This window comes from Verrucosispora sp. WMMA2044, assembly GCF_027497155.1.
GTDB classification, from domain to species: Bacteria; Actinomycetota; Actinomycetes; order Mycobacteriales; family Micromonosporaceae; genus Micromonospora; species Micromonospora palythoicola.
Genome location: NZ_CP114913.1, coordinates 5,060,300 through 5,079,875 on the forward strand (window position 1 = coordinate 5,060,300; position 19,576 = coordinate 5,079,875).

General features: G+C 72.5%; 18 protein-coding genes. 4 read left to right on the forward strand and 14 right to left on the reverse strand.

The genetic code is table 11. The features are described from left to right. Positions 1 to 5: 5 nt before the first annotated feature. The 7 genes from O3597_RS22990 to O3597_RS23020 form a co-directional block, all read right to left on the reverse strand. Positions 6 to 893: a DUF559 domain-containing protein gene (locus O3597_RS22990; RefSeq protein ID WP_281602372.1), complete on the reverse strand. Its 888-nt coding sequence runs from the start codon at positions 891 to 893 to the stop codon at positions 6 to 8. Positions 894 to 1,268: 375 nt separating this feature from the next. Next, the gene (gene topA / locus O3597_RS22995) at positions 1,269 to 4,082 is read right to left on the reverse strand and encodes a type I DNA topoisomerase (protein WP_164446456.1); all 2,814 of its coding nucleotides are present in this window, start codon (positions 4,080 to 4,082) and stop codon (positions 1,269 to 1,271) included. Between the two features lie 302 nt (positions 4,083 to 4,384). Next, positions 4,385 to 5,152: a hypothetical protein gene (locus O3597_RS23000; protein WP_281602373.1), complete on the reverse strand. Its 768-nt coding sequence runs from the start codon at positions 5,150 to 5,152 to the stop codon at positions 4,385 to 4,387. Then, positions 5,143 to 5,685: a hypothetical protein gene (locus O3597_RS23005; RefSeq protein ID WP_164446458.1), complete on the reverse strand. Its 543-nt coding sequence runs from the start codon at positions 5,683 to 5,685 to the stop codon at positions 5,143 to 5,145. Before O3597_RS23005 ends, O3597_RS23000 begins: the two co-directional genes overlap by 10 nt. 119 nt (positions 5,686 to 5,804) lie before the next feature. Beyond that, positions 5,805 to 8,183, reverse strand: coding sequence for a sodium-translocating pyrophosphatase (locus tag O3597_RS23010; protein WP_164446459.1), 2,379 nt, complete (start codon positions 8,181 to 8,183; stop codon positions 5,805 to 5,807). A gap of 293 nt (positions 8,184 to 8,476) precedes the next feature. Next, positions 8,477 to 8,911 carry an ATP-binding protein gene (locus tag O3597_RS23015; protein WP_164446460.1) on the reverse strand — a complete coding sequence of 145 codons (435 nt, stop codon included), beginning with the start codon at positions 8,909 to 8,911 and terminating at the stop codon, positions 8,477 to 8,479. Then, positions 8,911 to 9,252 carry an STAS domain-containing protein gene (locus O3597_RS23020; protein WP_204002474.1) on the reverse strand — a complete coding sequence of 114 codons (342 nt, stop codon included), beginning with the start codon at positions 9,250 to 9,252 and terminating at the stop codon, positions 8,911 to 8,913. The genes O3597_RS23015 and O3597_RS23020 overlap by 1 nt, the downstream gene beginning before the upstream one ends. Before the next feature lie 140 nt (positions 9,253 to 9,392). Here O3597_RS23020 and O3597_RS23025 point away from each other — a divergent pair, with 140 nt between their 5' ends. From O3597_RS23025 to O3597_RS23035, 3 genes are all read left to right on the forward strand, one after another. Continuing rightward, positions 9,393 to 11,786, forward strand: coding sequence for a DEAD/DEAH box helicase (locus O3597_RS23025; RefSeq protein ID WP_281602374.1), 2,394 nt, complete (start codon positions 9,393 to 9,395; stop codon positions 11,784 to 11,786). A gap of 105 nt (positions 11,787 to 11,891) precedes the next feature. After that, positions 11,892 to 12,098, forward strand: a complete 207-nt coding sequence (locus tag O3597_RS23030; RefSeq protein ID WP_164446462.1) for a hypothetical protein — start codon at positions 11,892 to 11,894, stop codon at positions 12,096 to 12,098. A 70-nt stretch (positions 12,099 to 12,168) separates the two neighbouring features. Then, the gene (locus O3597_RS23035) at positions 12,169 to 12,747 is read left to right on the forward strand and encodes a hypothetical protein (protein ID WP_164446463.1); all 579 of its coding nucleotides are present in this window, start codon (positions 12,169 to 12,171) and stop codon (positions 12,745 to 12,747) included. Positions 12,748 to 12,857: 110 nt separating this feature from the next. Here the strand turns inward: O3597_RS23035 and O3597_RS23040 are convergent, their stop codons facing one another. The 7 genes from O3597_RS23040 to ssd all read right to left on the reverse strand — a co-directional run bounded on the left by O3597_RS23040 (position 12,858) and on the right by ssd (position 18,393). Next, positions 12,858 to 13,241, reverse strand: coding sequence for an Rv3654c family TadE-like protein (locus tag O3597_RS23040; RefSeq protein ID WP_281604618.1), 384 nt, complete (start codon positions 13,239 to 13,241; stop codon positions 12,858 to 12,860). Positions 13,242 to 13,285: 44 nt separating this feature from the next. Continuing rightward, entirely contained in the window at positions 13,286 to 13,654 is a 369-nt protein-coding gene (locus tag O3597_RS23045; RefSeq protein WP_281602375.1) for a TadE family type IV pilus minor pilin, read from the reverse strand. Next, entirely contained in the window at positions 13,651 to 13,779 is a 129-nt protein-coding gene (locus O3597_RS23050; protein WP_205808979.1) for a DUF4244 domain-containing protein, read from the reverse strand. The genes O3597_RS23045 and O3597_RS23050 overlap by 4 nt, the downstream gene beginning before the upstream one ends. Before the next feature lie 63 nt (positions 13,780 to 13,842). Continuing rightward, positions 13,843 to 14,433: a type II secretion system F family protein gene (locus tag O3597_RS23055; protein ID WP_281604619.1), complete on the reverse strand. Its 591-nt coding sequence runs from the start codon at positions 14,431 to 14,433 to the stop codon at positions 13,843 to 13,845. 266 nt (positions 14,434 to 14,699) lie between these two features. Next, positions 14,700 to 15,641 carry a hypothetical protein gene (locus tag O3597_RS28610; RefSeq protein WP_348650309.1) on the reverse strand — a complete coding sequence of 314 codons (942 nt, stop codon included), beginning with the start codon at positions 15,639 to 15,641 and terminating at the stop codon, positions 14,700 to 14,702. Between the two features lie 452 nt (positions 15,642 to 16,093). After that, the gene (locus tag O3597_RS23065) at positions 16,094 to 17,293 is read right to left on the reverse strand and encodes a TadA family conjugal transfer-associated ATPase (protein ID WP_281602376.1); all 1,200 of its coding nucleotides are present in this window, start codon (positions 17,291 to 17,293) and stop codon (positions 16,094 to 16,096) included. Then, on the reverse strand, positions 17,290 to 18,393 hold the full coding sequence (gene ssd / locus O3597_RS23070) for a septum site-determining protein Ssd (RefSeq protein WP_281602377.1): 1,104 nt from the start codon (positions 18,391 to 18,393) through the stop codon (positions 17,290 to 17,292). Before ssd ends, O3597_RS23065 begins: the two co-directional genes overlap by 4 nt. 263 nt (positions 18,394 to 18,656) lie before the next feature. Here ssd and O3597_RS23075 point away from each other — a divergent pair, with 263 nt between their 5' ends. Beyond that, positions 18,657 to 19,544 carry a hypothetical protein gene (locus O3597_RS23075; RefSeq protein WP_235944543.1) on the forward strand — a complete coding sequence of 296 codons (888 nt, stop codon included), beginning with the start codon at positions 18,657 to 18,659 and terminating at the stop codon, positions 19,542 to 19,544. The last annotated feature ends 32 nt before the right edge of the window (positions 19,545 to 19,576 follow it).

The following is a 19,576-nucleotide window of genomic DNA, read 5'->3' on the forward strand; positions in this document are numbered from 1 at the left end:
CAGAGTCACGGGCGCCAACCCGCCGCCGTCAGGGCGGCGTGGAGTTGGGTGATGACCTGGGTGGGGGCGTGGCGGATGGCCCACGCCGGGAAGCGGAGCACCCGGTCACCGCGCTGCCACAGGTCGTTCTGTCGGCGCATGTCCGCCCAGGCGGCGGCCGGGTCTAGGTGCTGGCCGCCGTCGATTTCCACCAGCACCCGCCACTCCTCGAACAACGCGTCCAGGTAGCGGCGGCGACCGGCGGAATCCCGCCGAACCACCTGCCGAGTCGGCTCGGGCAGCCCGGCGCGCCGGACGAGGGCGAGGAACTCCAGCTCCGGCAGGGAGTGTGCGCCACCCGCCGCGTCGACGGCCGTCCGGCGGATCAGGTCACGCCGCCGGGCCCGGGGCAGGCGATCGAGTACCCGCTGCACATCGTCGCCGCCGACGAGACGCTGCTGAAAGCCGGCCGCGATGATGGCACACGCCTCATGGTCACCGGCCGCCCACTGCGCCGCGTCCACGATGGACCGGGCCGGCATCGTCCGACGCGGCTGCCCGACGTCGAGGACGTCCTCGTCGGCCAGGATGGTGGTGCGGTGGACCCGGACGCTGGGCGGTAAGGAACGCGGCCGGTGCTCCGCCGGCATCAGCAGGTGCACGATTCCGTCGCCGTGTCTGCGCAGGCCCCAGGCCTGCGCGGCGCTCAGCCCGCCGAGCACCGCCGCCGGGCCGACCGACAGGACGGCGATCCACGGCAGTTGCTCTCGTGTCAGCGGCCCGTTGTGCGTCACATAGACAGCCCGGTGCACCTGCCGCCAACGACCGGAAGTCACCCGGTGCCGAATGGCCTTCGGCGACAGGTGTAGCCGGGCCTGATCGAGGCTGAGCACCTGCGCCTGGTGGAACAGCAACCAGGTCAGCTCGTCCGCGTCGTCCCTCGGAAGCCCCGACCCCCGGCCCCGGAACGCCGCCCTCGGGTCACGCCCCCCAGTGCTCCGCCGACCTGCCCTCGGATCATCCGGACCAGCTCGCCAACCCGCCCTCGGGCCCGGTCCGCCTTCGCTTCGTTTCCCCCGTCCACCAGGCGGCCGCAATTGACCCCTGCGCCCCGCGGATCCATCCACCCCGGACCCACACCCCACCCACCCCGCATCTTGTCCCGAATCTCGATTCCCCACACCCCACCCTCCCCCGCCGCCGTCCCCCACGCTGCCCCTGTGGACAGCCGAGAGATCTTGGTCCCTGCGAGCCCTCCTGGGGGCGGTTCGGGACCAAGATTGGCGAGGTCAGTCGGTGGTGCGGGCCTTTGCCGGGGTGGACTTGGTGGCGGGGGTGTTCTTGGCCGTCGTCTTGGTGGCGGTGGCCTTCTTCGCGGTCGCCTTGGTGGCGGTGGCCTTCTTGGCCGTCGCCTTCTTGGCCGGGGCCTTCTTGGCGGCGGCCTTCTTCTTCGGGGCCGGACCCTTCGCCCGCTTCTCGGCGAGCATCTCGGAGGCCTCCTCCAGGCTCAACGCCTCGGGGGTCTGGCCACGCCGCAGCGAGGCGTTGGTCTCCCCGTCGGTGACGTAGGGACCGAACCGGCCGTCCTTGATGACCAGAGGCTTCTCGGTGAGCGGGTCGTTGCCCATCTCCCGCAGCGGCGGGGCGGCGGCCCGGCGCTGGCGGGTCTTCGGTGCGGCCAGCAACGCCAGGGCCTCGTCCAGCGTGACGGTGAACATCTTGTCTTCCGAGTCCAGCGAGCGGAACTCGTCACCACGCTTGACGTACGGGCCGTAGCGGCCGTTGTTGGCGAAGACCTCCGCGCCGTCCGGGCCGACCCCGACCAGCCGGGGCAGGCTGAGCAGCTTGAGCGCCTCATCGAAGGTGAGCGAGTCGGGCGACTGGGAGCGCAGCAGCGACGACTTGCGCTCGCCGCTGGCCACGTACGGGCCGAACCGACCGGACTTGAGCAGGATCGGTTCCCCGGTGGCCGGGTCGTCGCCCAGCTTGCGCTCGCCACCCCCGCCGAGGAACAGCTCGTGCACCTTCTCCGGGGTCAGCTCGTCCGGCGCGAGCCCTTCCGGGATCGGCGCCCGGTCGCCCGGGCTGGTGCCCTCCTCGCCCTCCGCGGCGGGTGCCTGCTCCTCGCCGGGCACCCGGCGTTGCAGGTACGGCCCGTACCGGCCGACCCGCACCACCACCTCACGCCCGTCGTCGTCGGTGAACAGCGGGATCGAGTTGACGCTGCGCGCGTCGATCTCGCTGAGGTTCTCGGTCACCAGCTTCTTCAGCCCACCCGCGTGCGCGATGGCCTGGTCACCGGTGCCGTTGCTGCTGCCGAAGTAGAAGGCGGTGAGGAAGTCGACGGCGGCGTGGTCGCCACCGGCGATCTCGTCCAGCTCGTTCTCCATGCTGGCGGTGAAGTCGTAGTCGATCAGCCGCGGGTAGTGCCGTTCCATCAGCCCGATCACCGCGAAGGCCAGGAAGGACGGGATCATCGCCTGGCCGCGCTTGACGACGTACCCCCGGTCCTGGATCGTCTGCATGATCGACGCGTACGTCGAGGGGCGGCCGATGCCCAGCTCCTCCAGTGCCTTCACCAGCGACGCCTCGGTGTAGCGGGCCGGCGGCTGGGTGTGGTGGCCCTGCGCGGCCAGTTCGTCGGCGGTCAGCGGCTGGTCCTTGACCAGGTTCGGCAGCCGCCGCTCGGCGTCCTCGGCCTCGGCGTTCTCGTCGTCACTGGACTCGACGTACGCCCGCAGGAAGCCCGGGTCGGTGATGGTCTTGCCGGTGGCGCCGAAGTCGGCCTCCTCGCCGCCGGCGGTGGTCGCCCGGATCCGCACCGAGACGCTGGAGCCGACCGCGTCGGTCATCTGCGAGGCGATGGTGCGCCGCCAGATCAGCTCGTAGAGCTTGAACTCCTCGGCCGACAACTCCTTGGCCACGTCGCCCGGGGTGCGGAAGTTGTCCCCCGCCGGGCGGATCGCCTCGTGCGCCTCCTGCGCGTTCTTCACCTTGCCGGTGTAGCGGCGCGGCTCCGGCGGCACGCTGCGCTCGCCGTACAGCTCGACGATCTGCCGGCGGGCCGCGGCGATGGCGGTCTCCGACAGGTTCACCGAGTCGGTACGCATGTAGGTGATGTAGCCGTTCTCGTAGAGCCGCTGCGCGGTGCGCATCGTCTGCTGCGACGAGAACCGTAGCTTCCGGGCCGCCTCCTGCTGGAGGGTCGAGGTGATGAAGGGGGCGTACGGGCGACGCCGGTACGGCTTCTCCTCGACCCGGGTGACGGTGAACGGCCGATCCGCCAGGCGGGCGGCGAGCCCTCGGGCCCCACCCTCGTCGAGGTGGACCACGCCGGCGCCGGGCCGGACCCGGCCGGTGGTGGGCTCGAAGTCCTTGCCGGTGGCGATCCGGTCGCCGTTCAACGCGACCAACGTGGCGTTGAAGCTGCGCGGCCCCTCGCCCGGGTTGGTCACGGCGAGGGTGGCCAGGATGTCCCAGTACTCGGCGGTGCGGAAGGCCATCCGCTGCCGTTCCCGCTCGACCACGATCCGGGTGGCCACGGACTGCACCCGGCCCGCCGAGAGCTTCGGCATGACCTTCTTCCACAGCACCGGGGAGACCTCGTAGCCGTAGAGCCGGTCGAGGATGCGCCGGGCCTCCTGGGCGTCGACGAGATCCCGGTCGATCTCCCGGGGGTTGGCCACCGCCGCCTGGATCGCCGGCTTGGTGATCTCGTGGAAGACCATCCGCCGGACCGGCACCTTGGGCTTGAGCGTCTCCACCAGGTGCCAGGCGATCGCCTCGCCCTCGCGGTCCTCGTCCGTGGCCAGGAAGATCTCGTCGACCTCCTTGGCCAGCTTGGTCAGCTTGCTGATCTGCTGCCTGCGGTCGGCGGAGACGACGTAGAGGGCGTGGAAGCCGTTGTCGACGTCGACGCCGAGCCGCGCCCACGCCTCGCCCTTGTACTTCGCCGGCACGTCGGCGGCGTTACGTGGCAGGTCACGGACATGCCCGAAGCTGGCCTCCACGACGTACCCCGGGCCCAGGTAGCCCGAGATCGTCTTGGCCTTCGCCGGAGACTCGACGATGACCAGACGGGTGGTTCCAGCGTTGCTCGGCACGTCTGTTTCGACCTCATTCCCACTCAATGGCCGCGCCTGGCCGGCTTGGGGCGCACTCGTCCCACCGGTACCCGGCGGTCCGGATGTCCAACGTAACGCGCCGTCCGTGTTTCGGGTTTCGCGGGCGAGGATCCGCCCCGGACGATCTGTGGTCACGCCGGACGGCGTCACCGTACACCCTGGGTAGGGTGTCGAGCGGGCCGCTGTGACCATGGCAGCCCCTCGGTGGAGGTCAAACCCGGCCGATTCTCCCTGTGTTCCCCGACACCCGGCTGTCTCCGATCGGACAGCCGCGCCGACCGTCAGACCCGGCTCGGCCAGGCCGAGGGCGGGCTCGCGGGCGGGCGTTCACCGACAAGTTCGGCCAGCCGCCGGGTCCGGTGGCGGCCCGCGATCCGGTACGCGGGACCGCCGGGTCCGGTCGCGACCAGCTCACCGGCCAGCCCGGCGGTGGCCAGAGCGGCACCGACCGCGGCCCACCGGGCCGGGTCGTCACCGCCGAGGTGGAGCAGGAAGTCGGGCGGATCGGCCACTCCGGCGGCGGCGAGCCAGAGGCGCAGCCGCCGGCCGTCGAGCTGGAAATTCGGCGGCGGATGCTGCGTCGGGCCGTGCAGCCAGGCCGCCGCGAGCGGCACGATCGTCCGGGTGTACGCGGTCCGCACCGCGTAGCGCTGGTCCTCGGTGGGCGCCCAGTTGCTGCGGACACCCCGCTGGGCCAGCTCGGTGACGAGCACGTGCACCCGCCAGGCGGCCGCCACCACCACCGACAACCGGGCCGTGCCGCCCATCCGGTGCACCTCGCCCGGTCCGGCGAGCAGCCCGGCGAGATCGGCCACGGAGGGCTCACCGGTCTCCGCGCCGAAGAAGACCAGTTGCCGGTCGCGGCCGGTCGCGTCGGCCGGCACCAGTGACGGGTCATCCGGGGAGTCGTCGTGAGCCGGCGCATCGACGGGGGCGGGCCGGCGGCCGCTCGGCCGCCGACGGCGCGCCGGTGGTGTTCCGGCGGGCGGCGGGAAGGACACCGGCAGCGGTTGCGCCGCTGGTGTCTCGCCGGAACCGCTCAACGGCATTCGGGTACCTCGTCGAAGGCGCGCTTCAACTCCTCGGAGTCGAGCCGGCTGGTGTCCAGCGCGCTGGCGTCGTACTCCTGCTGGAGGGTTTCCACCGCGTCGCGGACACCGTCGTAGAAGGCGCTGGCCTCGCCGGTGCCCAGGCCGTCGATGGTGGTCCGGGCCCGGCCGTAGGCGTCCCGCATCGACGCGAGCGAGGCGCGGAAGCCGGCGGAGACCTCCTCGCCGTGCTCCACCTCGGGCACGCCGGCCTGCTCCACCTTGCGCCGGGCGGTCTCGCTGGCCTGCTCGGCGCCGCCGAAGAGCCGGACCAGGTTCTCCTTGGCCTGCGCCGGGGTGGTCTGCGCGGTCATCTGCTGGTCGGTGCTGTTGGTCAACTTGCTGATCTCGGCCCGCCAGGGGGTCAGCGCCGAACAGACCGAGGCGGCCCAGGCGCGCGGGCTCGGGCCGCTGGAGCCGCAGGCGGCCACCAGCATCAGCGTGGCCAGGACCACCGTGAACTTTCCGGCGGCTGCCGCCCGGCACGTACGCATGCGTTGCAGCGTACGGCTTCTCCTTCCGGTCGGCACCGGTCATCGGTACCGGGGTCCGTGGAGGCGACCGGTCCCCGGCCGGCAGACGTCGCCGACCGGGGACCGGTGTGCCCGACGCGTCAGGCCTTGATCTCCTCCGGACGCGGGTCCGCGCTGCCGGAACCGCTGTCGGCGTCGTCACCCATCGCGATGCTCTTGCGCTTGCTGAACACCACCGCCGCGACGACGATCAACGTCGCCACGAGCGCGATGGTGACCCGCAGGCCGACGTTACGGTCGTCGCCCACGCTCCACGCCACCACGGCCGGCGCGATCAGCAGCGCCACCAGGTTCATCACCTTGATCAGCGGGTTGATCGCCGGGCCGGCGGTGTCCTTGAACGGGTCACCGACGGTGTCGCCGATGACGGTCGCGGCGTGCGCCTCGGAACCCTTGCCGCCGTACGCGCCGTCCTCGACCATCTTCTTCGCGTTGTCCCAGGCACCGCCGGAGTTGGCCAGGAAGACCGCCATCAGCGTGCCGGCACCGATCGCACCGGCCAGGTACGACGCCAGCGCACCGGGCCCGAGGCCGAAGCCGACCGCGATCGGCGCCAGGATGGCCAGCAGACCCGGGGTGAGCAGCTCTCGCTGCGCGTCGCGGGTGCAGATGTCGACGACCTTGCCGTACTCCGGACGCTGGGTGCGGTCCATGATTCCGGGCAGCTCGCGGAACTGCCGGCGGACCTCCATCACCACGGCACCCGCCGAACGGGAAACCGCGTTGATGGCCAGACCGGAGAAGAGGAACACCACCGCCGCGCCGATGATCAGGCCGACCAGGTTCTGCGGGTTCGACACGTTCAACGCGTTGAGGATCTCGGCACCGACGTCGGTCACCCCCGCGTCGGCGTACGCGGTGCGCAGCGTGTCGGTGTAGGAGCCGAACAGCGCGGTCGCGGCCAGCACCGCGGTGGCGATCGCGATGCCCTTGGTGATCGCCTTGGTGGTGTTGCCGACCGCGTCCAGCTCGGTGAGCGTACGAGCGCCGTGCTCGTCGATGTCGCCGGACATCTCGGCCACACCCTGGGCGTTGTCGGAGATCGGGCCGAAGGTGTCCATCGCGACGATCACGCCGACGGTGGTGAGCAGGCCGGTACCGGCCAGCGCCACGGCGAACAGCGAAAGGGTGATGGACCCGCCGCCCAGCAGGAAGGCGCCGAAGACACCACCGGCGATGAGCAACGCCGAGTAGACCGCCGACTCCAGGCCGACGCTGATGCCGGCGAGGATGACGGTCGCCGGACCGGTCTGCGAACTCTTGCCGATGTCCTGCACCGGACGCTTGTTGGTCTCGGTGAAGTAGCCGGTCAACGCCTGGATGGCGGCGGCCAGCACGATACCGATGATCACCGCGCCGATGACCACGCCGCGCGGGCCGAAGAGCGGGTCGCCGCCGTTCACACCGAGGGTGGTCCGCCAGTCGTCACCGAGTTGCGCCGCCCACGTCGGCTGAAGGTAGGCGAAGGTGGCCACCGCGACCAGCACCGCCGAGATCAGCGCGGAGAGGTAGAAGGCCCGGTTGATCGCGGTCAGGCCGTTGCGGTCGGAGGCGCGCAGCCGGGTGATGAAGACGCCGATGATGGCGACCAGCACCCCGATCGTGGAGATGATCAGCGGCAGCACCAGGCCGTCGGTGCCGAACGCGGCCCGGCCCAGGATCAGCGCGGCGACCAGGGTGACCGCGTACGACTCGAACAGGTCGGCGGCCATGCCGGCGCAGTCGCCGACGTTGTCGCCCACGTTGTCGGCGATGGTGGCGGCGTTGCGCGGGTCGTCCTCCGGGATGCCCTGCTCGACCTTGCCGACCAGGTCGGCGCCGACGTCGGCGGCCTTGGTGAAGATGCCACCACCGACCCGCATGAACATGGCCAGCAGTGCGGCGCCGAAGCCGAAGCCCTCCAGCACCGTCGGCGCGTCACCCCGGAAGATCAGGACAACCAGCGCGGCACCGAAGAGACCGAGACCGACGGTGAGGAAGCCGACCACGCCACCGGTCCGGAAGGCGATCTTCATGGCCGACTCCCGGCCACCTTCACGCTCCCGGGCGGCGGCGGCCACCCGCAGGTTGGCCCGGGTCGCCAGCCACATGCCCGCGCCGCCGATGAAGGCGCTGAACAGGGCACCGACCACGAAGAAGAGCGAGCGACCGATCTTCACCGCGACTTCGCTGCCGTCGGTGTTGTGCACCGGTAGCAGGAACAGCAGAACCACGGCGATCACCACGAAGATCGCCAGGGTCCGGAACTGCCGGAGCAGGTAGGCCGAGGCGCCCTCCTGCACGGCCCCGGAGATCTCCTGCATGTTGGTGGTGCCCTTGCCGGCGGCCAGCACCGTCTTCGTCAACGCGGCGGCGAAGGCGAGCGCGACCAGCGCGATCACCGCGGCGATGACGACGTACGTGACATTGGCTCCGGTGAGGGAGATCCCGCCGCCCTCGGCGGCCAAGGTGTCGGACATCTGTGTCCTCCTGTGCCGAACAACGCGCCGGCCGGTGGAGACGCACCGTCCGGCGCCTGGATGCGAATTCGCAAGCGCGCGCCGATCCACCCGGCGAACCAGCGACTCCACGCCCATCTGTGCTGGCTGCCGGGTGGATCACTTGCTGACAACCCGCGTACTCTAGCCGCCCCCAGTGTTCGAGGTCACACCGAGGTGGCGGCGGGTCTGGATGATCTCCGTCGCTGTGTTATGAACCGAAATCTGATATAGGGACCGGTCCATGGTGATCCGGTCGGCGGGTCCGCGCGAGGTCAGCGGTTGACCGGCCAGACCATCCGTACCTCGGTGCCGACACCCTCGTCGACGGGGCGGACCTGAAGATCCTCGACGAATCCGGCGAGCAGGGCGAAGCCCACTCCGGTGGTCAGGTCGTCCTCGTTGAGCGACTCGTTGGCCAACTGGTCGGCGTCGAGGGCGGCAAGACCGATGCTCGCCTCGATCGGTGCCCGGTCCACCACCCGCACCGCGTACGTCCCCGAGTCGGACATCTCCACCAGCACCGGCTCGGCGAGGCCGTACTGACGGTGCAGAGCGACCGCCCGGGTGCACGCCTCGCCGATGGCCAGGCGGACCTCGTCGAGCAGATCCTCGCGAACGCCAGCGCGCCGGGCCACCGCGACGCCGACCAGGCGGGCGGTACGCACGTGCACCGGCGCGGGCGAGAAGGAGAGCCGGACGGTGGCCATCACTTACCGGCGCCGGTCGCCGCTTCGACCGTCGGGTACAACGGAAACACCTGGTCCAGCGCGGTGATCCGGAAGATCTTGAGAAGCGGCTCCTTGTCGCAGACCAGGGCGAAGGTGCCGTCCGCGGTACGCAGCCGCTTGAGCGCGCCGACCAGCACACCCAGCCCGGTGGAGTCGAGGAAGTCCACCCGACCCAGGTCGACCACCACGTGCCGGGCCCCGGCGTCGATCAGTTCCAGGAGCCGTTCGCGCAGCCGGGGGGCGGTGTAGACGTCCACCTCACCGCCGACCTCGAGCACCGTGTGCTCACCCACGGTGCGGGTCGCCAGCGACAGCTCCATCCGTCCTCCTCAGGCAGCCGTAAACTCTCTTGGCATCTAACCACTACCCCGGGGTCGGGCCGACGACTCACCGGGGCAGCCCATCCGTACCCGGCACGCCGATTTCCCAACACCCGAACACCAGTGCGAGAGTGCAGGACGTGACCTCGGCAGCCACCGTATCCGCCGGCAGCGGCCCCGAGCGACCCACCGACGCCGTTACGGCCGGCCCACCGCTCGCGCCGCCCGGGGAGTTGCTGCGCCGGTTACGCCAGCGGCACCCCGCCGATCCGGTCACCCACGTCGAGCGGGTGCCGCCCCGGCCCGGGGTACCGGCATCGTGGCCGTCCTGGGCTCCGGAGGAGCTGCGGGCGGCGTACGCCCGGCGCGGGGTGACCACGCCGTGGCGGCACCAGGCCGAGGCGGCCGGCCTGGCGTACGACCGCCGACACGTCGTGGTGGCCACCGGCACCGCGTCCGGCAAGTCCCTGGCGTACCAACTTCCGGCGCTGGCCACGCTGCTCGCCGACCCGCGTGCCACCGTGCTCTACCTGGCGCCGACCAAGGCGCTCGCCGCCGACCAGTTGCGCGCCGTCGCCGCGCTGGAGATCGAGGGCGTACGCCCGGCCTGCTACGACGGCGACACCCCGCGGGCCGAGCGGGAGTGGATCCGGCGGCACTCCCGGTTCGTGCTGACCAACCCCGACATGCTGCACCACGGCATCCTGCCCGGGCACGCCCAGTGGTCCGGCTTCCTGCGTCGGCTGGCGTACGTGGTGATCGACGAGTGCCACGTCTACCGAGGCGTGTTCGGCTCGCACGTCGCCCACGTACTGCGTCGGCTGCGCCGGCAGTGCGCCCGGTACGGACGCGCCGACGGACCGACGTTCGTGCTGGCGTCGGCGACGTCGGGCGATCCGGCCGCGGCGGCCGGCCGGCTGACCGGCCTCCCGGTGACAGCCGTCACCGAGGACACCTCGCCGCGCGCCGGGGTCACCTTCGCCCTCTGGGAGCCGCCGCTGCTCCCGCCGGACCCGTCGGCCGCCGGGTCCGGCGAGCCCGGGTCCGAGCTGGCCCAGGTTCGCCGCTCGGCGCTGCGGGAGACCGCCGACCTGCTCGCCGACACCGTCGCCGCCGGGGTACGCACGCTGGCCTTCGTCCGCTCCCGCCGGGGCGCCGAGGTGGTGGCGACCAGCGCCCGGCGCAGCCTCGACGAGGCGGTGCCGGGGCTCGGCGACCGAGTGGCCGCGTACCGGGCCGGCTACCTGCGCGAGGAGCGTCGCGAGTTGGAGCGGGCGCTGCTGCACGGCGAGCTGCTCGGTCTGGCCTCGACGAACGCCCTGGAGCTGGGGGTCGACCTGATCGGGCTGGACGCGGTCGTGATCTGCGGATATCCGGGCACCCGGGCGTCGCTGTGGCAGCAGGCGGGCCGGGCCGGACGCTCCGGCCAGGAGGCTCTCGCGGTGCTGGTGGCCCGGGACGACCCGCTGGACACCTACCTGGTGCACCATCCGGAGGCCGTCTTCGGTGCGCCGGTGGAGGCGACCGTGCTCGACCCGGCCAACGCGTACGTGCTCGGTCCGCAGCTGGCCTGCGCGGCGGCGGAGGCCCCGTTGACCGCGGCCGACCTGGAGCTTTTCGGCGACGGCGCCAAGGAGGCCGTGGCGGCGCTGGTCGAGGCGGGCGCGCTGCGCCAACGGCCGACCGGCTGGTACTGGCGGCATCGGGAACGGCCCGAGGTGGATCTGCGCGGCGACGGTGGCGCCCCGGTCTGCGTGGTGGAGGCGGCGACCGGCCGGCTGCTCGGTACGGTCGACGGCGGCTCGGCGCACTTCCTGCTGCACCCCGGCGCGGTCTACCTGCACCAGGGCGCGTCGTACGTGGTCGACTCGCTCGACCTCGACGACGGGTGCGCGCTGGTGCACCCCGAGGAGCCGGAGTGGTCCACCCACGCCCGCGACGTCACGTCGCTGTCGGTGGTTTCGGTGCGTTCGTACCTGGACGCCGGACCGGTCGGGCTTTTCCTCGGCGAGGTCGACGTCACCAGTCAGGTGGTCTCCTACCAGCGGCGGCGGATCGCCACCGGCGAGGTGATCGACACCCGCCCGTTGGACCTGCCGGCGCGTGAGCTGCGTACCGTAGCGGTCTGGTTCACCCTCTCCCCCGAGTCGCTGATCGACGCGGGGGTGGCGCCGGCCGACGTGCCGGGGGCTCTGCACGCGGCCGAACATGCCGCCATCGGACTGCTGCCGCTGGTCGCCACCTGTGACCGGTGGGACATCGGCGGGCTCTCCACGGCGGTGCATCCGGACACCGAGGCCCCGACCGTCTTCGTCTACGACGGCCATCCGGGGGGTGCGGGCTTCGCGGAGCGGGCGTACGGCATGGCCGCGTCGTGGCTAGGGGCCACCCGCGACGCGATCGCCGAGTGTGGCTGCGAGACCGGTTGCCCGTCCTGCGTGCAGTCACCCAAGTGCGGCAACGGCAACAATCCGCTGTCCAAGCCGGACGCGATCCGGGTGCTCGACGTGGTGCTCGCCAACCTGCCGCAGTGACCGGCCGGGTATGAAAACCGGGGCCACCGGGCAATGATGGTGGGAGCGCTTCCATAGAGCGTTGTGCTTGCCGTTCACCGTCAGTGCCAGCATGGAGGAGAGGCCGTGGCCGACACCATCGCCGAGACCGTCGACCTGCTCTACACCATCGATCAGGAGAAGCTCGACGTCAACCAGCAGATCGCGCTGGGGACCGCGCTCGCCACCCTGGCCCAGGCCGAACGGCTGGATCAGATCAACGAACGTCTGCGCACCATCCATCTGCTGTTGACCACCATGACGCACCGGTCGGGCGTAGACGGCGTCCGCTGACCGGCGGACCCTGCACGCAGCCGTTGTCCGACTGTGCGACACTCCGGCGCACCACAATCGAGGAGTTCTCATGCAGCTCGACAGCTTGCAGGCACAGCAGCAGTTCCACATCCGTCAGCGGGTGCGGTTCATGGTCAACCAGTACGAGGTGCACAGCGTCGCGCCGGACGGTTCCGAGGGTGGGCTGCTGGCGTTCGCCCAGCAGAAGCGGCTCGCCTTCAAGGAGCAGGTGACGATCTACACCGACGAGTCCAAGCAGCAGCCACTGCTCGGCTTCAAGGCACGCCAGCGCCTGGACCTCGGTGCCACGTACGACGTCACCGACCACGCCGGCAACCCGATCGGCCTGTTCCGGAAGGACTTCGCGCAGTCCCTGCTCCGCTCGACCTGGCACGTCGAGCAGGCCGGTCTGCCCAACGTCACCGGCCAGGAGCGCAGCATGCCGGTGGCACTGCTGCGCCGTTTCGTCGACTCGCTGTCCTGGCTGCCGTACCACTTCGACTTCGTCGCGGACGGGCAGCCCGTCTTCTCCGTGGTCAAGAAGTGGGGTCTGCGCGACCGGTACGTCGTCGAGATCCAGAACCCGCAGATCGACCGTCGCCTGGTGATCGCCATGGCCGTCGCCCTCGACGCCCTGCAGGGCCGCTGACGCCGGTCCTGACCCAGCGATCCACCTGGCCCCTGGCCGGCCCGCTCGACCACCACGCCGAGCGGGCCGGCCCGCCACTACCGCCCCAACCGCCCGCTGCCGCTACCCGGTCAGCCGCGCAGCGGGCCGGCCCGGCTGGTGGCCCTGGCCGTCCGGGTCATTCCCGGCAACGGGCTCACCATCACCTCGGTGGTGACCAGCACGTCCAGCCCGTCGATCCGGCACCACACCAGCCGGGCAGCGTTCGCGGCGACCAGCTCCGCCGCCCGGGCGCACGCCACCGGCGCGTCCTGAAGAACCCGTGCCGCACCCGCGAGGGCACCGAGATCGGCGGCCACCAGAGCCTGCTGACGCGCCACCCGGGCCGCTCCCACACCCGCACCGAACAGGCCCGCCACGACGAACAACAGCCCCACCCCGAGCAGGCAGATCGTGGCCCCACCCCGCTCACCACCAGCCGCCCGCCATCCGGGACGCAGTCGACGGGGACGCAGGTCGCGCCCCTGGGTGGCGGTGGCCGGGTGAGCTGCGACGGCGCTCACGGGTGCGGCTCCGGCGCACCCGGTTCGACCGCCGCGACGGCCGTGGCCACGACGCTGATCGCGGGCAGGTCGGTGCCGAGGGCGCGGACGGAGGCGCGGACCGTCACCCGGACGAGTTCGCCGTCCGAGACGACGACCACCTCGGCACCGGCCGGGGCCTGCCGGCGGCCGGCGGTGGCGCCCGGCTCTCCCCGGGCGGCGGCGAGCGCCGCCTCCCGGGCCGCGTCCAGGCACGCCGCCTTGGTGCTCACCGCGTTGATCGTGGTCAGCCCGGTGAGCAGGAGCAGCACCAGCGCCGGCAGGCCGGCCGCCATCTCGGCCGTGAACGATCCCCGGTCGTGGCCGGCCGGCCGGCGCCGGGTCACTTCAGTGCCCGGTCGATGACGGCCGTCAGCGCGGACTGCACACCGTCGGAGGTCAGCACCTTGAGCAGGACGCCGCCGAAGGCCACCGCGGCGAGCGTTCCGACCGCGTACTCCGCGGTGTTCATTCCGGCGTCCCCGCGAAGGCGGGCGAGGATTCTGCGCACGTGTTCGTCCTTTCTCGTTGGGTTTCACAGCACGTCGCCGAGGACGGCGACGATCACCGGCACCAGACCGGCGAGAATGAAGGCGGGCAGAAAGCACAGGCCCAGCGGCAGCACGATCAGCACGCCGGCACGGCGCGCAGCCGACTCGAGCGCGACGGCGCGATCAGCTCTCAGGTCGTCGGCGAGCCGGGTGAGCGCTCCGGCCAGGGCGGCGCCACTGCTCGCCGAGCGGATCGCGGCGGTGGCCACGCGGTGTGCTCCCGGCACCTCCGCCAGATGTGCCCACGCCTCGTGCGGCCCACCGCCGAGTTGTAGCGTCCGGCCGACCCGGGCAAGTTGTCGGCCCAGCGGCCCACCGAGCGCGTCGGCCACGGCGAGCAGCGAACGTTCCACGGGTGCCCCTGCCCGCAGCGCTGCCGCCAGCAGGTCGGCGGCGAGCGGTAGGTCGGCGGTGGCACGCAGCCGGCTACGACGTACGGTCGGTGACTCGATCCGCCGGAGCAGCCGGTCGAGCAGCACCGCCGTGGGCAGTGCCGCCACCGGTCCGGCCCAGCCCTCGATCAGCACCGCCGCCGCCAGGCCGGACAGCCCGGCGGCCAGCCGGACGAGGTCCAGTCCCCACCGATTCGTGTGCCGCGACGGGGTCGTCGAAGCCGGTGCCGAGGCTTCGTCAGGTGGCCCGTCCCGCTGGGCGGCCGCTCTCCCCCCGCAGGACCTCGTCCGCCCGCGCAACGACCGCCAGAACCGCTGACCCACCCGGCCGGGCGTCGGCTGTCCGGACAGCCGACGCAACCGGCGTCGGGGCCGGTACCGGCCGACCGCGAGCCCAGCGACAAGTACGACGCCGGCCAACCCGCCGGCGACCAGCTGCGTCCCGGACATCAGCTGCTCCCGGCGGAGGTGGCCGAGAGTCGCTCCGCCCAGAGCAGGCCGATCACCTGAAGGCCCACGGCGGCGACCGCGCAAGCACCACCGACCGGAGTGTGCAGCAGCACCTGGAGGGGATCCACCCCGATGCCATAGCCGAGGCCGATCCCACCCAGCGGCAGGGCGGCCAGCAACCAGGCGGTCGCGCGGGCACCTGACGCCTGGGCCGTGGCCGCCGCCAGCCCTCGGTCCGTCGACCGGGCGTCGGCCTCGATCCGCTCCACCAGATCGGCCAGCGGCGCCCCCGTCCGCTCGGCCAGCCGTACCGCGGCCCCGGCCAGTCGCCCGAGCCGATCCTCGGCGAGACCGGGCATGGCCGGGCCCGGTAGACGATGCGCGGACCCGACGGGCTGACCATCGTCGGTGACGGTCTCACCCGTCGGCGCGACCGGGTGGGCCGCAGCCGGCGTGACGCCGGACAACGAGTTCGTCAGCACCTGCGCGGCCACCGGCACCGGCAGACCCACTCGCAGGTCCCCGGCCAGGGCGCACAGCTGATCCAGCCGCTCCCGGCGGTCCCGGACGGCCCGGCCCAGGGTTGCCCGGCGGCGCATCGCCCGCACACCCAGTACGCCGTAGCCGGCCAGGGCCACCGCCGCCACCGGACCGGCCAGCAACTGACCGATCCCCGCGCCGAGCAGGCAGGTCAGCACCAGAACACGCCGCGGTTTCGCCACTGGCGCCGCCGGTCGCTGCGCCCTCGGTGCCCGCTGATCGGTCTGCGCGCGATGCTCGATCGGTACCCGCAGGTCGGCCGGTACCCGGTGGCCGGTCCGGTCGCCGTGGCCGGTCTGGTCGCCATGGCCGGTCTGGTCGCCGCGGTCGGTCTGGTCGTGGTGGCCGGTCTGGTCGCGGTGGTCGATGTCGCTCCTGGCAGTCTGGTCCTCGTCCAACAACCGCGTGCCGGCTCCCCGTGCCGTCGACGCGACGACGGATGCTCCGCCCGGTACGACAGCACCGGCTACGCCACCGGGCCGCCTCGGCCGCCGGCTTCCACGCGGCCCCGGCGGACGGGACGCGGTCGGTGCTGTCGGCGGCCCTGACCTGGGCCAGCCGATCGGGGACGCAGCTGGGCTGGACGGGTGAGCCGCACGCCACGAAGGCGCTGCCCCCGTTGTCGCCGGCCACCCGACACCGGTCGGTTCCGGGCTGCGCCCACCCCGGCCTCGCAGGCTCTCGCCGTCCCGGCGACCACCCGCCTCACGCAGGGCGACGATCCACGCGACCAGCGGATCGTCGGCCGCTGTCCCGCCGTCCTCGGCCCCTGACAGGGCACGTCGCCCGCGCGTCCGGTAGGTCAGGGCGACCAGGACCGGCAACACCGACATCGCCCACCACCACGCGCCATTCATGACGACACCGCCGACGCGGGCCAGGGCTCGCACAGAATCGGCGGCACCGGCACGTCGCGGTTGCGGATCAGCGTGCCGAGCGCCCGGGCCGCCAGCCCGAGCCCCCGACCACGAATCCACGCGGGAACGGCAGTGACCAGCCGCTCGGGTCCTTCCGGCAACAACAGGCAGATGGATTCCAGCACGCGGCCCTGCGGGGTACGGCGGATCTGGAACACCACCTGGAGCGCCGCCGCCACCTGGGCGTGCAGCGCCGGACGGGGCAACCCACCGAGCAGCCCGAGCGCCTCCAACCGGGCCGGTACGTCCGACGGAGTGTTGGCGTGCAGCGTCCCCGCCCCACCCTCGTGCCCGGTGTTCAGAGCGGCCAGCAGGTCGACCACCTCCGCACCCCGGCACTCGCCGACCACCAGCCGGTCCGGTCGCATCCGCAGCGCCTGCCGGACCAGCTCGCTCAGGCCGACGGCACCCGAACCCTCCACGTTGGCCGTTCGTGTCTGCAGACCCACCACGTGCGGGTGCACCGGTCGCAACTCGGCGGCGTCCTCGACCAGCACGATCCGCTCGGTCGTCGGCACCAGGCCGAGCAACGTGTTCAACAGGGTCGTCTTGCCGGAGCCGGTGCCGCCGATCACCAGATAGGCGAGCCGGGCCGCCACCACGGCGGCGAGCACCGGCGCCACCGGCCGGGCCACCGCGCCCTGGGTCACAAGTTCGTCGAGGGTGAAGGGCCGCTGCCGGAAGGTACGCAACGACAGGTAGGGCCCGTCGGTCGCCACCGGCGGTAGCACCGCGTGCAGCCGCGTACCGTCGGCCAGCCGGGCGTCGACGCACGGCGAACCGTCGTCCAGCCGACGACCGGCTCCGGCCGCGAGCCGCTGCGCGAGTCGACGAACGTCGTCGGGCGTGCCCACCGGCACCGGCACCTGGTGCAGCCCCTGCCCCCGGTCGACCCACACCCGCGCCCCGTTGACCAGTACGTCCGTCACCTCGGGGTCGGTCAGCAGCACGGCGAGCGGGCCCGCACCCACCAGGTCGTCACGGACCCGGTCGGCGATCCGCAGCAGGGCGTTGTCACCGAGCACGGCGGCATCAGGCTCGGCGCGTACCGCGGAGACGATCGCGGCCGGGGTCACCGGCGTGGTGGTCGCGGCGATCCGCTGCCGTACCCGGGCCGCGAGGTTCTCGCCGGTCATGCCGCACCCGCCGCAGGCTGCCCGGTGAGTTCGGCGACGATCCGCTGGCAGAGCTCGGCCAGCGGGCCGCGCCCACCGGCCGCCGGGGCTTCACCCCGCTCCAGCCCACGGCACAGCCCCGGCTCGGGCCGTAGCGAGCCGGCCAGCGGCAGGCCGAGTGCTCTGGCCACCTCGGTTGCGCGCAACCGGCCGGGAGCGGGACCCCGGACGATGACCGACAGGTCACGACAGTGCGGGGCGACCGCCGTGACCACCCGGGCCGCGGCAGCGGTCGCCCGCAGTTCGGCGGGTACCACCACGAACGCGCGGTCGGCGGCCTGAAGAGCGGTCACCGCGGCGTCGTCGAGTTGGCGGGGCAGGTCGACCACCACGACGTCCCGGCTCCGCCGGGCGGCGTCCAGGGTGGCGGCCACCGCCTCGGCCGGCACCGCGATCAGGTCGCCACGGTCCCAGGAGAGCACCACCAGATCGCCCCGGCTGGGCAACGCGCGTACCAGGGCCGGTGCGTCGACCCGTCCGTCGGCACCGGTCAGCGCCGGCCAGCGCAGCCCTTCCATCTGCTCCCAGCCGAGCACGAGATCCAGGCCGCCGCCGAGCGGATCGGCGTCGAGCAGGAGAGTACGCAGCCGTGCCCGGGCGGCGGTGACGGCGAGACCACCGGCGAGGATGCTGGCACCGGCTCCGCCGCGACCACCGACCAGCGCGACCATTCGGGCGTGCGCCGAGGCCCCACCCTCGGCCCCGCAGTCGGCGAACCGGTCCACCAACCACGGCTCGGCCGCCGGCAACACCGCGACATGTTCGGCCCCGAGCAGCTCGGCCACCTGCCAGCCGGACTCGACGTCGCCGGACCGACCCACTAGGACGAGTCGACTTCGTCGGGGTAGCCGCGCCCGCAGGCAGGGCTGCGCCTGGTCACTGCCGACAAGGACCAACGGGGCTGGCCGCCAGCGGGTGCGGGCGGCCGCCGCATCGGCGGCGACCTCCACCTCGACTCCGCCCGCGGCAGCGAGCCGAAGCAGGTCGTCGAGCAGGTCACCGTCCGAGGTGACGACCAGCGGCAGGCGCCGGTCCGGTGGGACGGAGGTACGGGATGGCATCGCGGCCTCCAGGCGGTCAGCGCGGGTTCACTGGCTCGAACCCTGCCGCCGCTGCCGCCCCGCACGCCGCCCCAGACGGCGGGCCTGTGGACAACGAAGCGTTCTGTGGACAACGCCCACAACGGTCGTTGATCTGTTATATGGACGGGCCGCACATCGCACCTGTCTCGACCCCCACCACCCATGGCGGGACGTGACGTGCACCACGCATAATCGACGTCCTGTGCCGTCGGCCGGACGGCATTCCTCGCCGGATCGAGGTCATGACTCAGTCGCCAGATCACGAACAACCCCGTGTCGAGCCGAGGCTGCGGGTCGGCCCCTGGCTGTTCGACCCGCGTTCCCGCGCCAGACAACTGTCGGCGCGTCCGGTTCCACGTGCACTGCCACCGGCACCGACCGCAGGCGACGGTGGCCCGGTCACCGAACCTCCGCCCGTACGCGAGCCAGCCGTCGCCCTCGAGCCCGCCCACCGCGCTCCCGGCCGGATGTCGCACCGGCTGATGCTCGCTGGCCTCGCCGCCGCCGCGCTCGGTCTCCTGCTCACCACGCTCTGGCCGGCGGCTGAACCCCCGACCGTCGCGGCACCGGACGTGCCGTCGGACTGGGTCCCACCGCAACCGGGTGGCCCCGGGTCCAACCTGGACGGTGTCGCCTCCGCCGGCGCGCTGTCGCCATCCGCACCGGCAGCCTCGTCATCCGTCGGAGGGGTCTCCTCCTCCCGGCCGCAACTCAGTCGGCGGGCGACACCGGCCCCGTCGGCCACCCGCCCCGCCTCGCCGACCGTGCCGCCCAGGCCGAGCGCCCGACCGACCCCCACGCCGAGCCGGTCGGCAGGCCCGCCACCGACCACCCGACCGCCTGAGCCGGCGCAGCTGACCCCGCTACCTGCATGGCGGGAACATGATCTGCGTTCGGTCAGCGGCGGCAGCGAGACGAGCATCGAATTCGTGAACTCCCGCCAGCGATCGGTGATCGTCTACTGGCTGGACCACCGTGGGCACCGAAGGCAGTACGCCGTGCTGCGACCGCGCGAGTCGTACCGGCAGCACACGTACGTCGGGCACCCCTGGGTGGTGACCGACCACCGGGGCCGCGCCCTGGTCTGCTTCGAACCGATGCGTACCTCAGGCCGAGCCGTGATCAGGTAGCCCTCGTGCGAGCGACTGTCGTGCGTAGCGTC

What these genes read in the sequence shown, in the direction of transcription:
- O3597_RS23000 (WP_281602373.1), bottom strand. Translation starts at nt 5,152, where the DNA reads ATGCCGTTGAGCGGTTCCGGCGAGACACCAGCGGCGCAACCGCTGCCG.
- O3597_RS23005 (WP_164446458.1), bottom strand. Translation starts at nt 5,685, where the DNA reads ATGCGTACGTGCCGGGCGGCAGCCGCCGGAAAGTTCACGGTGGTCCTG.
- O3597_RS23010 (WP_164446459.1), bottom strand. Translation starts at nt 8,183, where the DNA reads ATGTCCGACACCTTGGCCGCCGAGGGCGGCGGGATCTCCCTCACCGGA.
- O3597_RS23015 (WP_164446460.1), bottom strand. Translation starts at nt 8,911, where the DNA reads ATGGCCACCGTCCGGCTCTCCTTCTCGCCCGCGCCGGTGCACGTGCGT.
- O3597_RS23020 (WP_204002474.1), bottom strand. Translation starts at nt 9,252, where the DNA reads ATGGAGCTGTCGCTGGCGACCCGCACCGTGGGTGAGCACACGGTGCTC.
- O3597_RS23035 (WP_164446463.1), top strand. Translation starts at nt 12,169, where the DNA reads ATGCAGCTCGACAGCTTGCAGGCACAGCAGCAGTTCCACATCCGTCAG.
- O3597_RS23050 (WP_205808979.1), bottom strand. Translation starts at nt 13,779, where the DNA reads ATGAACACCGCGGAGTACGCGGTCGGAACGCTCGCCGCGGTGGCCTTC.
- O3597_RS23065 (WP_281602376.1), bottom strand. Translation starts at nt 17,293, where the DNA reads ATGACCGGCGAGAACCTCGCGGCCCGGGTACGGCAGCGGATCGCCGCG.
- ssd (WP_281602377.1), bottom strand. Translation starts at nt 18,393, where the DNA reads ATGCCATCCCGTACCTCCGTCCCACCGGACCGGCGCCTGCCGCTGGTC.
- O3597_RS23075 (WP_235944543.1), top strand. Translation starts at nt 18,657, where the DNA reads ATGACTCAGTCGCCAGATCACGAACAACCCCGTGTCGAGCCGAGGCTG.